Origin of the sequence: Aeromicrobium sp. Root472D3 (assembly GCF_001426485.1) — a bacterium.
Taxonomy (GTDB): Bacteria; Actinomycetota; Actinomycetes; order Propionibacteriales; family Nocardioidaceae; genus Aeromicrobium.
This window is the reverse complement of the sequence record NZ_LMET01000001.1, coordinates 1,151,904-1,164,357: the sequence shown is the minus strand read 5'-3', so window position 1 is coordinate 1,164,357 and position 12,454 is coordinate 1,151,904. Positions and strand designations below refer to the sequence as shown.

Below are 12,454 nucleotides of genomic sequence, written 5' to 3'. Positions count from 1 at the left end.
TCCGCTCGTACGCGTCGAGCTCCTTGCCCTGCTCGGCGCCGGGGTCGAGGGCCTGCGGGGGCGGCACGGTGTCCATCCACGTGCGCAGGCGGTTCATGTCGTGCGTGAGGTCCTTCAGGTCGCCCTCGGCGTACGCGAACTCCGGCGACCAGTGCAGCGCGTCGAACGGGCACACCTCGATGCAGATCGAGCAGTACATGCAGATCGAGTAGTCGATGTCGAAGCGGTCGAGGACGTTCTGGCTGCGGTCGCGCCCGCCGTCGGTCGCCGCGGGGATGACCTCCTTGTGCGAGTCGATCGTGATGCACCACGACGGGCACTCGCGGGCGCACAGCATGCACGAGGTGCAGTTCTCCTCCTGCAGCGCGATGACGCCCCGGCTGCGCGGCGGCAGGTCGGGCTCGACGTCGGGGTAGTGCGCCGTGACGCTGCGCCGCGTCAGGTTGCGCCACGTCACGCGCAGGCCCTGCCACAGGCCCCTGCCGTATGCCTTCACCACACCACCACCACGGTCGTCAGCGTGACCTGCGCCAGCGCGAGCGGCACGAGCACCTTCCACGCCAGCACGTTGACCTGGTCCTCGCGCAGCCGCGGGTAGGCCACGCGCGCCCAGATCACGAGGAACGAGACGCCGACGATCTTGAGCAGCGTCCAGGCCCAGCCCAGCTGCTCGGCCCACGGCCCGGCCCACCCGCCGAGGAACAGCACCGTCGTCAGCGCCGCCAGCACGACGATGCCGGCGTACTCCGCGAGCAGGAACATCGCGAACCGCATGCCGCCGTACTCCGTCAGCGGGCCCATGACGAGCTCGGCGTCGGCCAGCGGGGCGTCGAACGGGGGACGCTGCAGCTCGGCCAGCCCCGCCACGAAGAACACCACGAGGCCCGGCAGCTGCACCACGAGCCACCACGGCTCGAAGGCGTCCGCGATGCCGACCAGCGACAGGGTGCCGGCGAGCATCGCGGCGCTGGCCGCGGCGAGCACCATCGGCAGCTCGTACGACATCAGCTGCGCCGCGACCCGCATGCCACCGAGGTAGGAGTACTTGTTGCCGCTGCCGAGGCCGCCCATCAGCGTCCCGAGCACGCCGACGCTCATCGCGGCCAGCACGAAGAACAGACCGAGGTCGAGGTCCTGGCCGATCAGCACGCCCTGGCCGAAGAACGGGCCGAGCGGGATCGCGACCATCGCCACGAGGTACGGCACCAGCGCGACGGCCGGCGCCAGCTCGAACACGCGGCGGTCGGCCGCGGCAGGCGTGATGCTCTCCTTCTGGGCGAACTTGACGCCGTCGGCGACGAGCTGCGCCCAGCCGTGGAAGCCGCCGGCCGCCATGGGGCCGACGCGGGCCTGCATGTGCGCCATCGCCTTGTGCTCCATCTGCCCCACCAGCAGCGGCATCGTCAGGAACGCCCCCAGCACGACGAGGCACCGCAGCAGCACGTCGAGCGCCTCACTCATCGCGCGCCCCCTTCAGCCAGTCGTCGGGGACGCCCGGGGGCCTGACGCGCCGACGGCCCGGCGAGTGCGCCGAGTCGGCGTCGCTCTCGCCCGGCTCCTTGGCACCCGGCCAGGCCTTGGCGACGCGCGACGCGAGCACGAACTCCTTGCGCAGCGGGTGGCCCTCGAAGCCGTCCGGCAGCAGCAGCGGGTCGAGCTCGAGCGGTTCTCCCGCCCGGACGAACGCGATGCCGAACATCTCGTGCGTCTCGCGCTCGTGCCACGCCGCGCCCGCGAAGACGTCCGCGACCGACGCCACCGACGGTGCCGCGCGGTCGAGGTGGGTCGCCAGCAGCAGGTGCTCGAGCGCCGGTGCCAGTCGCGCGACGTGCAGCACGAGCCGGAAGCCCCCGGGGTGCTCGTCGACGGCCGACAGCCAGTCGAAGTACGTGAACCCGTCGGCCCGCAGGCCCGCGACGGCGTCGTGCCAGTCGCCGACCTCGACGACGCGGTGCGGCGGGCCGAACGGGTTCGACGCGAGGCTCACGGGGCCTCGATGCGCGGGCTGAGCAGCGACGTGGCGGGGCGGGCGTAGCGCTCGGCGAGGTTCTCCCCCGCGATCTTGTGCTGCAGCTGCACGATGCCGTCGAGCAGCGCCTCGGGCCGGGGCGGGCAGCCGGGCACGTAGACGTCGACGGGGATGATCTGGTCGACGCCCTTCGTGACGCAGTACGAGTCCCAGTAGGGGCCGCCGGAGTTGGCGCACGACCCGAAGCTGATGACGTACTTGGGCTCGGGCATCTGGTCGTAGAGCCGCTTGATGGCCGGCGCCATCTTGTCGGTGACGGTGCCCGAGACGACCATCAGGTCGGCCTGGCGGGGGCCCGGCGCGAACGGGATCACGCCGAGGCGGATGAAGTCGTGGCGCGACATCGACGTCGCGATGAACTCGATCGCGCAGCACGCCAGGCCGAAGTTGAACACCCACAGCGAGTACTTCCGGCCCCAGTTGAGCAGGTAGCGCGCGGCCTTGAGGGCGGCCTGCGAGCCGGCGCCGAGGCTCGTGGCACCGTCGGGCGGCGCGAGGGTCGGCATGGGCAGGTCGACGGCTCCGGTCACGTCCACGACAGCACGCCCTTGCGCCACGCGTACGCCAGGCCGATCGCGAGGACGCCCACGAAGACGCCCATCTCGACGGCGGCCGCGTGCCCGATCTGCTCGAGCACGAGGGCCCACGGGAACAGGAACACGGCGTCGACCGCGAAGATCACGTAGAGGAACGCGTACACGTAGTAGCGGACCGTCGACTGCGCCCAGCCCTCGCCGACGGGGTCGACGCCCGACTCGTACGTCGTGCGCTTGTCGCGCGACGCGACCTGCGGTCGCAGGAGCCGGTTGACGCCCAGCATCGCGGTCGCGAGCAGCAGTCCGACCACGACGATCGCGCCGACGGTGGCGTACCCCGGCAGGTACGTGTCGTCGAGGAGGGCGCGCATGGGCACCACTCTAGGCGCGCCGGCGCCCGGCGGCGGCGTCCGTGCCGCCGCGACGCGCGCCGGCCGACGAGGGTCGCGCCCACGGCCACGTCAGCAGCGCCCACACCGCGGCGACGATCGCGATCTCGAGGACGACGTACAGCGGCCACGGGCCGAGGTGGTCGAGCAGCGAGGCGTTCCGGGGCAGGCGGTTGAGGTAGCCGTAGTTGGTGCCGGCCACGACGTTGAAGGCGTAGGCGGACACGGCCCACGCCAGGGTGACCACGACGGTCAGGCGGTACGTGCGCCACGTCGGCACGATGCGCAGGCCGACGACGAGGAAGAACGACGCCCACACGATCAGCACGTGCATGCCCCAGAACATCAAAAACCTGGGCTCGGGGAAGTCGGAGGCGAGGTCCGGCGTCAGCATCCCCTGCGTCGTGAGGGTGATGCCCCACAGGTAGGTGATCGTCGAGGTGACGCGGTGACGGGTCCACAGGGCGTGGGCCGCGACCATCCAGGCGAGGTCGCACAGCTGGAGGGGCAGCGACGTCTGGAGGTTCCACTCGTCGGGGGTCAGCTGCAGCACCTGCAGCGGGATCGTGACGCACAGCAGGACGATCGCGAACGTCCGGCGGACGACCTGCTCGTGCGGGCCGCCGGCCAGCCGTCGCCCGGCGACGATCGCGACGGCGACCCCGATCATGAAGATCGCGAGCACCGTCAGGTGCGACGAGCCGTAGCTCTCGAACCGTTCGTCGGCCAGCATCATGCGGCGAGGCTAGTCGATCGCGGGCCGCCGCGGCAGGGATCGGGAGGCCGGGCGGTGAGCGTCCCGCCCGGCCGTCGGCGTCAGCCCTGGGCCTTCTCCGACACGTGGTTCCACTGCTCCCAGGTCGCGAGGCGCTTCTCGTAGTCGGCCTTGGCGATGCCGAGCGGCGCGGTGCCGAAGAACACCCGCAGCGGCGGCTCGGCGGCGTCGACGACGTCGAGGATCGCGGCGGCGGACGCGTGCGGGTCGCCGGGGGTGGCGTTGCGCGAGCTGCGCTGCTCCATCGTCTTCTGGCGGAAGTCGGCGTAGGCGGGGTTCTCCTGCGAGTGCGAGGCCGAGTCGCCGCTCCAGTCGGTCGAGAACCCGCCCGGCTCGACCAGGGTGACGTGGATGCCGAAGTCGGCGACCTCCTGGGCCAGCGCCTGCGAGAAGCCCTCCAGGCCCCACTTCGACGCGTGGTAGATGCCGACGAGCGGGAACGCCGAGATGCCGCCGATCGACGACACCTGGATGATGTGGCCCGATCCCTGCTCGCGCAGGAACGGCAGCGCCGCCTGCGTGACCCAGAGGGCTCCGAACAGGTTGGTCTCGATCTGCGCGCGGGCCTCCTCCTCGGTGATCTCCTCGATGAAGCCGAAGTGGCCGTAGCCCGCGTTGTTGACCACGACGTCGAGGCGACCGAAGTGGTCGTGCGCCCGCTGGACGGCGGCGACGTCGGCGGCGCGGTCGTTGACGTCGAGGGCGATCGGCAGGATCGCGTCGCCGTACTTCTCGACGAGGTCGTCGAGGGAGTCGGTGTTGCGCGCCGTGGCGGCCACGCGGTCACCGCGCTCGAGGGCGGCGATGGCCCACTCGCGGCCGAATCCTCGCGACGTGCCGGTGATGAACCAGGTCTTGCCAGTCGTGTCAGTCATGCCCTCGACGCTACGACCTGGAGCGCGCTCCAGCGCAACTCGAGACCGGGGACGTCATCACGTCGGTATCCGGGTCGGCGCACCCGTGATGACGTCCCGGGCCGGCCCTACGGCACGCGCAGGAACGTCACCGCGAAGTCGGCGTCGTCGGCGAACGGGACGAGGTCCCACGTCGCGAACCGCTGCTCGTGGACGAGCCCGGCCGCCTCGGCCGCGGCGTCGAAGTCGGCGACCGACAGCTCGCGGTCGGTCGCGAACCCCAGCACGACGCGGCCCCCCGGACGCACGTGGCGCCGCAGCGACTCCAGCACCCGCTGCTCGGTGCCGGGCGCCACGAACACCATGACGTTGCCCGCCACGACCGCGAGGTCGAACGGGTCCTCGTCCAGGTCGAGCGTGCTGAGGTCGGCCACGAGCCAGCGCGGACCCGGGTGGTCGTCCTGCGCCGCCTCGATCAGCACGGGATCGGCGTCGACGCCGACGACGGTGTGGCCGCGCGCGTGCAGCACGGCGCCGACGCGTCCGGGGCCGCAGCCCGCGTCGAGCACGCGCGAGCCCGGCGGGACGATCGCGTCGATCAGGCGCGCCTCGCCACCCAGGTCGGCGCCCTCGTCGTGCAGCGTGCGGAATCGCTCGACGTACCACTGCGAGTGGCCGTCCTTGGTCTCGCTGAACCAGCGGGGAACGTCGGTCATCGCACCATCGTCCACCAGGCGTACGCTCACCGCGTGGACGACTCCCGCCGCGGTGTGCCCCTCGGGGTCGCGGCCTACCTGTGCTGGGGCTTCTTCCCGCTCTACTGGCCGCTGCTGGAGCCCGCGGGATCGCTCGAGGTCCTGGCCCACCGCTTCGTCTGGTCGATGGTCTTCGTCCTCGTCGCGATCACCGCGATGGGACGCTGGGGGGCGTTCGCCGCGATCGCCCGCGACCGTCGCCTCATGCTGATCCTGACGGGGGCCTCGGTCACGATCGCGATCAACTGGGGCGGTTTCATCTACGGCGTGACGAACGGCCACGTCATCGAGACGTCGCTCGGCTACTTCATCAACCCCCTGGTCACGGTGCTGCTGGGCGTCTTCGTCCTCAAGGAGACGCTGCGCCCCGTGCAGTGGGTCGCGATCGCGATCGGCGCCTCCGCGGTCGTCGTGCTGACGGTCGACTACGGGCGCCTGCCGTGGGTCGCGCTGCTGGTCGCGTTCTCGTTCGCGATCTACGGCTTCCTGAAGAAGAAGGCCGACCTCGGGGCGTTCGAGGGCCTCGGCATGGAGACCGCGATCCTGTTCCCCGTCGCCCTGGCGTTCCTGGTCGCGCTGCAGCTGCGCGGTCAGCTGACGTTCGGCCACGACGGCCCCGGCAACGCCGCGCTGCTGATCGGCACCGGCGTCGTGACCGCGATCCCGCTGCTGCTGTTCGGCGCCGCGGCGACGCGTCTGTCGCTCACGACGATCGGCCTGCTGCAGTACCTCGGGCCCATCATCCAGTTCCTCGTCGGGCTGACGATCTTCGGCGAGGACATGACCGCCGCCCGCTGGGCCGGGTTCGTCCTGGTCTGGCTGGCGCTGGTGATCTTCACCGCCGATGCCGTGAACAACCGTCGCCGGCTGCTCGGGCGCACCGCCGAGGCCTCCGCGATCTAGCCCGACCGTCCGGAGGCGGCCGCCGAGTGCTGCCTCCCAGCCGTCGAGCGGTGCGGCGTGGACAGACGCGCCGTCCCAGGATGTCCAGACCGCACCACTCGCGGACCCGGGGGCGGACCGGGGCGGGGCTAGCCCAGTCGTGTGGCGACGGTGTCGCAGAGCTCCTGCAGGGCCGCCCGCGCGGACGACTCGGGCAGCGTCGCGAGCAGGGCGCTGGCGGCGTCGGCCTCGGCCTGCACGTAGGCGCGGGCCTCGTCGAGCGCGGGGTGCGCCCGCAGTAGGGTGAGGGCCTCGGCGTGCTCGGCGTCGTCGGTCAGCGGCTTCGACAGCAGCGTGCGCAGACGGTCGTCGGCCGCGTCGGTCGACCGCAGGGCGATCAGCGTGGGCAGCGTCGGGACGCCCTCGCGCAGGTCGGTGCCGGGTGTCTTGCCCGACTCCCCCGTCTCGCTCGCGACGTCGATGACGTCGTCGGCGAGCTGGAAGGCGGCCCCGACGCGCTCGCCGAACTCGGTCAGCGTCTGCTGCACCTCGTCGGGCGCACCCGCCATCATGGCCCCGAAGCGGGCGGCGGTCGCGATGAGCGAGCCGGTCTTGTCGGCGACGACGCCGAGGTAGTGCTCGAGCGCGTCCTCGTCGTCGTCGGGTCCGATCGTCTCGCGGATCTGGCCCTGGACGAGCCGCGAGAACGTGCGCGCCTGGATGCGGACGGCGTCGGGCCCGAGGTCGGACACCAGGTCGGACGCCTGCGCGAACAGGAAGTCGCCGACGAGGATCGCGACCGAGTTGCCCCAGCGGGAGTTGGCGCTGGGCGCACCCCGGCGGATGTCGGCCTCGTCCATGACGTCGTCGTGGTACAGCGTCGCGAGGTGCGTCAGCTCGACGACGACGGCCGAGCGGGCGACCTCGGGGCGGGCGGGGTCGCCGAACTCGGCGGCCAGCATCGTCAGCAGCGGCCGGAACCGCTTGCCGCCGGCGGTGAGCAGGTGCGACGCGGCCTCGGCGACGAGCCGGGACGGGCTGTCGACGGCGTCGACGAGCTGACGCTCGACCTCGTCGACTCCGCCTGCCACCCGCGACTCGAGGGCTCCGTCGGTGAACGAGACACCCAGAGTGGTCACGCAGAGCTCCTAGCCGAAAGATCCTTGGTCGTGGTCAGCGCACGAACGCTCCCGCGTGCTGGGCGAGATCCAGCACCGGTCCCGGAATGATACCGAGTGCGACGGTGCCGACCACCGCCACGACGATGACCACGGTAGTCAGCGGGCTGGGGACCGCGACCGTCGGGCCGTCGCCGACCGGATCGGTGAAGAACATCAGCACGATGACCCGCACGTAGAAGTACGCCGCGAGGGCGCTGATCAGCACGCCGATCACGACGAGCCACCAGAACCCGCCGGAGTACGCGGCGCTGAACACGCCCCACTTGCCGATGAACCCGCCCGTCAGCGGGATGCCCGCGAACGACAGCATGAACACCGCGAACGATCCCGCCAGCAGCGGCGACGTGCGGCCCAGCCCGGCCCACTTCGACAGGTGCGTCGTCTCGCCGCCGGAGTCGCGCACGAGCGTCACGATCGCGAACGCGCCGATCGACGACAGCCCGTAGACCGCGAGGTAGAACAGGATGCTCGACACCGACGTGACGCGGTCGGAGCCCGCGACGCCCGCGTACACGCCGACGAAGCCGACCAGCAGGAAGCCCGCGTGCGCGATCGAGGAGTACGCCAGCATCCGCTTGACGTCGGTCTGCGAGATCGAGACGACCGCGCCGAGGAACATCGTGACGATCGCGATCGCCACGATCGTCGGTCGCCAGTCCCACTGCGCCCCGCCGAAGCCGACGTAGAACACGCGCAGCAGCGCCAGGAAGGCCGCCGCCTTGGTGCCGGCCGCCATGAACGCCGTGACGGGTGTCGGGGCGCCCTGGTAGACGTCGGGCGTCCAGGTGTGGAACGGGGCGGCACCGATCTTGAACAGCAGGCCGACCGCCATCAGCGCGATCGACGCCAGCAGCAGCGTCTCGCTGTCGGTGCGGTTGGTGACCGCGGTGTCGATCGCCGACAGCTCGAAGCTGCCGGAGTAGCCGTAGGCCAGCGCGATGCCGTACAGGAAGAAGACCGACGAGAAGGCGCCCAGCAGGAAGTACTTGAGCGCGGCCTCCTGGCTCAGCAGCCGGCGTCGGCGGGCCAGCCCGCACAGGATGTACAGCGGCAGCGACAGCACCTCGAGCGCGACGAACATCGTCAGCAGGTCGTTGGCGGTCGCGAACAGCATCATGCCGACCAGGGCGAACAGCGCGAGCGGGAAGATCTCGCTGTGCTCGAGTCGGCGCTGGACGGCGTCGGCCTCGGCGGGCGAGCCGGGGGCGTCGGCGGCGCGGCCCGTGAAGGCGCTCAGCCCGCCCTCGAGCCGGCGCTCCGCGAACAGCAGCATGCTCAGCAGCCCGAAGACCAGCAGGATGCCCCACCCGAAGACGCCGGGGCCGTCGATCGACAGCGCGCCCTCGGCGGCGACCTGGCCGCGCGCCGTCAGGGACGCCTCGACGCGGTCGAGGTCGGTGTAGACCCAGACCGTGTCGGCCAGCGCGGCGACGATCGCGCCGCAGGCCAGCACGGCCTGGGCGGCGAAGCGGCTGGAGCGCGGCCAGAAGGCCTCGACCAGCACGCCGACGATCGCCGCGCCCACGACGATGAGCAGGGGTGCGATCAGCGAGTACTCGATGTCGGCGGCGGGGATCGGCGGCAGGTCGGTGGCCGCCGCGAGGGTCGAGATGCTCATCAGTGGCCTCCTTCCTGCTCGGACGGGACGTCGATCGGGGTCGGTGTCCTCGGGGTGGGATCGGTCTTGCCGAGGTGGGTCACGACGGCGTCGACGGCGGGGTTGATCGCGGTCAGCACGGGTTGCGGGAAGAAGCCCAGACCGATGATCAGCATGATCGCGGGCGTCAGTGCGGCGATCTCGCGCGGCCGCAGCTCGGTGACGCCCTCGGCGCCCGGCGCCAGGGGGCCCGTCATGGTGCGCTGGTACATGATCAGGATGTACAGCGCCGCGAGCACGATGCCGAGCGTCGCGACGGCCGCGGCCGGGATCGAGACCGTGAAGGTGCCGGCCAGCACCAGGAACTCCGAGACGAACGGGGCCAGGCCGGGCAGCGACAGGCTCGACAGGCCCGCCAGCAGCAGGACGCCCGACATGATCGGGGCGATCCGCTGCACGCCGCCGAAGTCCGAGATCCTCGCCGACCCGCGCCGCGACACCATGATGCCGGTGACGAGGAACAGCGCCGCGGTCGAGAGGCCGTGGTTGAACATGTAGAGCGTCGAGCCGGCCATCGACGTCGACGTGAACGCGAAGATGCCGAGGATGATGAAGCCGAAGTGCGACACCGACGTGAACGCGATGAGCCGGCGGATGTCGTCCTGGCCGATCGCCAGCAGGGCGCCGTAGACGATGCTGACGACGGCGAGCGCGATGATGACGGGGCTGGCCCAGTCGGCCGCCTCGGGGAACAGGTTGAGGCACCACGTGATCATGCCGAACGTGCCGATCTTGTCGACGACGCTGACCATCAGCACCGACGTGCCGGGCGTCGACTCCTTCGCGGCGTCGGGCAGCCACGTGTGCAGCGGCCACAGGGGCGCCTTGATCGCGAACGCCGCCATGAAGCCCAGGAACAGCAGCCGCTCGGTGGTCTGGCCCATGTCGAGGTTCTTCAGGTCGCTCAGCAGGTACGAGGCATCGCCCTGGCGCGAGCTGACGACGTACAGGCCGACGATCGCGGCCAGCATCAGCAGGCCGCCGACGAGGTTGTAGATCAGGAACTTGACCGCCGCGTAAGAGCGGCGGGGCCCCCCGAAGCTGCCGATCAGGAAGTACAGCGGGATCAGCGTCGCCTCGAACAGGACGTAGAACAAGAACACGTCCATCGACATGAACGCCCCGAGCGCCAGCCCCTCGACCGCGAGCATCCACGCGAAGTAGGCGTGCGTGCCCTTCGGGTCGGGCAGGCGGTCGTCGAACGAGGCCAGCACCACGATCGGCACGAGGATCGTGGTCAGCAGCACCAGCGTGATCGCGATGCCGTTGACGCCGACGGCGTAGTGGGCGCCGAAGGCCGCGATCCAGGTGTGCTGCTCGGTCATCTGGTAGCCGCCGTCGCCGGGCTCGTACTGCGCCAGCACGGCCAGCGACAGCACCAGCGTCGCGAGCGACACCGCGAGGGCGACGACCTTGGGACGCATCTGACCGCCCGTGGCGGAACCGCGCGGCAGGACCGCGAGCACGAGGGCGCCCACGATCGGGGTCGCGGCGAGGATCGAGAGGATCATGCGAGGGTCACCGCCAGGAGGCACAGGACGACGATCGCGACACCGGCGAACATCGTGAGGGCGTAGGAACGGACGTAGCCGGTCTGCGGCTTGCGGAGGAGCTGCGAGGTGTCGCCCAGCCGGTCGGCCAGGCCCGTCACGAAGCCGTCGATCCCCTTGCCGTCGAACCAGACCAGGAACCGGGTCAGGTGCCGGGTCGGACGGACGACGACGGCCTCGTTGAGCTCGTTGCCGTACAGCTCGTGGCGGCCCGCGCGGGCGAGGAACGACACCGAGCCGTCGGCGGGGGTCTCGGCGGCCACGGGACGGCGACCGTACGTGAGGAAGCCCAGCGCGACGCCGGTCGCGGCCACCAGGGTGATGATCAGCGTCAGCACGATCGCCGGCACCGCGAGCTCGTGGTGCTCGGCGTGCCCCGTGACGGGCTCGAGCCACTCCACGATCCAGTCCCCGACCAGCAGCACGCCGCCCAGCAGCGAGAGGGCACCGAGCGCGACGAGCGGGACCGTCATGACCTTGGGCGACTCGTGGGGGTGGACGTCGTCCTTCCAGCGGGCGTCGCCGAAGAACGTCATCATCATGAGGCGTGTCATGTAGAACGCCGTGACGCCGGCGCCCAGCAGCGCGCCGAGACCGACCCACAGGTTCTCGCCGAAGGCCGTCTCGATGATCTTGTCCTTGGACCAGAAGCCCGAGAAGCCGGGGAACCCGATGATCGCGAGGTAGCCGAGGGCGAACGTCGCGAACGTCACCGGCATGGCCTTGCGCAGCCCGCCGTAGTGGCGCATGTCGACGTCGTCGTCCATGCCGTGCATGACCGATCCGGCGCCCAGGAACATGTTGGCCTTGAAGAAGCCGTGCGTGATGAGGTGGAAGATCGCGAACGGGTAGCCCGCCGGGCCGAGGCCCGCCGCGAGCATCATGTAGCCGATCTGGCTCATCGTCGAGCCCGCCAGCGCCTTCTTGATGTCGTCCTTGGCGCAGCCGATCCACGCGCCGGCCAGCAGGGTCACGAGGCCCACCACGATGACCGCGGTGCGGGCGACCTCGGACGCGTCGAAGATCGCGTTGCTGCGCACCACGAGGTAGACGCCCGCGGTGACCATCGTCGCGGCGTGGATCAGGGCCGAGACGGGGGTCGGGCCCTCCATCGCGTCGAGCAGCCAGCTCTGCAGCGGCACCTGCGCCGACTTGCCGCACGCGCCGAGCAGCAGGAGCAGGCCCAGCGACGTCGTGACGGCGTCGGTCGCACCGGGGGCGGCGGCGTTGACGGCCGCGATCGCCGAGGTGCCGAACTGGGCGAACATCAGCATGATCGCCAGCGCCATGCCGATGTCGCCGACGCGGTTGACGACGAACGCCTTCTTGGCCGCCGCGGCGGCGCTGGGCTTGTGCTGCCAGAAGCCGATCAGCAGGTACGACGCCAGTCCGACGCCCTCCCAGCCGAGGAACAGCACGAGGTAGTCGCCGGCCAGCACGAGCGTCAACATCGCCGCGATGAACAGGTTCAGGAAGGCGAAGAAGCGCCGTCGCCGCTCGTCGTGCTCCATGTAGCCGATCGAGTACACGTGGATCAGGGTGCCGACGCCCGTGATCAGCAGGACGAACAGCGCCGAGAGCTGGTCGTAGACGAAGCTCATCTCGACGTGGAAGGTGCCCGTGTCGATCCAGGTGAACAGCGAGACGGCGTGCGACCGATCCTCGGCGTCGTGGCCGAGCAGGGCGGCGAACAGCACGACGCCGAGCACGAACGACGCCGCGGACGCCGCCGTGCCGATGAGGTGGCCGAAGCGGTCGGACTCCTTGCCCCAGATCAGCAGGAGGGCGCCGGAGGCGAGGGGGATGGCGATGAGCAGCCACTGAAGATCGAACACGTCGTCCAGCG

At 70.9% G+C, this 12,454-nt stretch carries 12 protein-coding genes and 1 pseudogene; 1 reads left to right on the top strand and 12 read right to left on the bottom strand.

Annotation, left to right across the window (positions count from 1 at the left end; genetic code table 11):
- Positions 1–145: 145 nt before the first annotated feature.
- The 8 genes and pseudogenes from ASD10_RS19315 to ASD10_RS05670 all read right to left on the bottom strand — a co-directional run.
- A pseudogene (locus ASD10_RS19315) lies at positions 146–370 on the bottom strand (4Fe-4S binding protein); the annotation flags it as partial.
- Positions 371–492: 122 nt separating this feature from the next.
- Positions 493–1,461: a complex I subunit 1 family protein gene (locus ASD10_RS05700; RefSeq protein ID WP_056605902.1), complete on the bottom strand. Its 969-nt coding sequence runs from the start codon at positions 1,459–1,461 to the stop codon at positions 493–495.
- The gene (locus ASD10_RS05695; protein WP_056605896.1) at positions 1,454–1,987 is read right to left on the bottom strand and encodes an NADH-quinone oxidoreductase subunit C; all 534 of its coding nucleotides are present in this window, start codon (positions 1,985–1,987) and stop codon (positions 1,454–1,456) included. Before ASD10_RS05695 ends, ASD10_RS05700 begins: the two co-directional genes overlap by 8 nt.
- A complete protein-coding gene (locus ASD10_RS05690) occupies positions 1,984–2,535 on the bottom strand; it encodes an NADH-quinone oxidoreductase subunit B (protein ID WP_082556260.1) in 552 nt (183 codons plus the stop codon). The genes ASD10_RS05695 and ASD10_RS05690 overlap by 4 nt, the downstream gene beginning before the upstream one ends.
- A gap of 20 nt (positions 2,536–2,555) precedes the next feature.
- A complete protein-coding gene (locus ASD10_RS05685) occupies positions 2,556–2,936 on the bottom strand; it encodes an NADH-quinone oxidoreductase subunit A (protein WP_056605888.1) in 381 nt (126 codons plus the stop codon).
- A 10-nt stretch (positions 2,937–2,946) separates the two neighbouring features.
- The gene (locus ASD10_RS05680) at positions 2,947–3,690 is read right to left on the bottom strand and encodes a TIGR02206 family membrane protein (RefSeq protein ID WP_056605885.1); all 744 of its coding nucleotides are present in this window, start codon (positions 3,688–3,690) and stop codon (positions 2,947–2,949) included.
- 80 nt (positions 3,691–3,770) lie between these two features.
- Positions 3,771–4,604: an SDR family oxidoreductase gene (locus tag ASD10_RS05675; RefSeq protein WP_056605882.1), complete on the bottom strand. Its 834-nt coding sequence runs from the start codon at positions 4,602–4,604 to the stop codon at positions 3,771–3,773.
- Positions 4,605–4,711: 107 nt separating this feature from the next.
- Positions 4,712–5,299: a bifunctional 2-polyprenyl-6-hydroxyphenol methylase/3-demethylubiquinol 3-O-methyltransferase UbiG gene (locus ASD10_RS05670; protein ID WP_056605879.1), complete on the bottom strand. Its 588-nt coding sequence runs from the start codon at positions 5,297–5,299 to the stop codon at positions 4,712–4,714.
- A gap of 33 nt (positions 5,300–5,332) precedes the next feature.
- Here ASD10_RS05670 and rarD point away from each other — a divergent pair, with 33 nt between their 5' ends.
- The gene (gene rarD / locus ASD10_RS05665) at positions 5,333–6,241 is read left to right on the top strand and encodes an EamA family transporter RarD (RefSeq protein ID WP_056605877.1); all 909 of its coding nucleotides are present in this window, start codon (positions 5,333–5,335) and stop codon (positions 6,239–6,241) included.
- A 128-nt stretch (positions 6,242–6,369) separates the two neighbouring features.
- Here rarD and ASD10_RS05660 read toward each other — a convergent pair whose 3' ends face one another.
- From ASD10_RS05660 to nuoL, 4 genes are read right to left on the bottom strand one after another with little or no spacing between them, the layout of a single operon-like run.
- On the bottom strand, positions 6,370–7,359 hold the full coding sequence (locus tag ASD10_RS05660) for a polyprenyl synthetase family protein (protein WP_056605875.1): 990 nt from the start codon (positions 7,357–7,359) through the stop codon (positions 6,370–6,372).
- A 34-nt stretch (positions 7,360–7,393) separates the two neighbouring features.
- A complete protein-coding gene (gene nuoN / locus ASD10_RS05655; RefSeq protein WP_056605872.1) occupies positions 7,394–9,019 on the bottom strand; it encodes an NADH-quinone oxidoreductase subunit NuoN in 1,626 nt (541 codons plus the stop codon).
- Complete coding sequence (locus ASD10_RS05650) at positions 9,019–10,569, bottom strand: NADH-quinone oxidoreductase subunit M (RefSeq protein ID WP_056605861.1); 1,551 nt, start codon at positions 10,567–10,569, stop codon at positions 9,019–9,021. The genes nuoN and ASD10_RS05650 overlap by 1 nt, the downstream gene beginning before the upstream one ends.
- Positions 10,566–12,443 carry an NADH-quinone oxidoreductase subunit L gene (gene nuoL / locus ASD10_RS05645; RefSeq protein WP_056605858.1) on the bottom strand — a complete coding sequence of 626 codons (1,878 nt, stop codon included), beginning with the start codon at positions 12,441–12,443 and terminating at the stop codon, positions 10,566–10,568. Before nuoL ends, ASD10_RS05650 begins: the two co-directional genes overlap by 4 nt.
- Positions 12,444–12,454 lie beyond the last annotated feature (11 nt).

Bases quoted from the DNA above. Each gene is read 5' to 3' on its own strand.
- ASD10_RS05700 (WP_056605902.1), bottom strand. From the start codon at position 1,461: ATGAGTGAGGCGCTCGACGTGCTGCTGCGGTGCCTCGTCGTGCTGGGG.
- ASD10_RS05690 (WP_082556260.1), bottom strand. From the start codon at position 2,535: ATGCCGACCCTCGCGCCGCCCGACGGTGCCACGAGCCTCGGCGCCGGC.
- ASD10_RS05685 (WP_056605888.1), bottom strand. From the start codon at position 2,936: ATGCGCGCCCTCCTCGACGACACGTACCTGCCGGGGTACGCCACCGTC.
- ASD10_RS05680 (WP_056605885.1), bottom strand. From the start codon at position 3,690: ATGATGCTGGCCGACGAACGGTTCGAGAGCTACGGCTCGTCGCACCTG.
- ASD10_RS05675 (WP_056605882.1), bottom strand. From the start codon at position 4,604: ATGACTGACACGACTGGCAAGACCTGGTTCATCACCGGCACGTCGCGA.
- ASD10_RS05670 (WP_056605879.1), bottom strand. From the start codon at position 5,299: ATGACCGACGTTCCCCGCTGGTTCAGCGAGACCAAGGACGGCCACTCG.
- nuoN (WP_056605872.1), bottom strand. From the start codon at position 9,019: ATGAGCATCTCGACCCTCGCGGCGGCCACCGACCTGCCGCCGATCCCC.
- ASD10_RS05650 (WP_056605861.1), bottom strand. From the start codon at position 10,569: ATGATCCTCTCGATCCTCGCCGCGACCCCGATCGTGGGCGCCCTCGTG.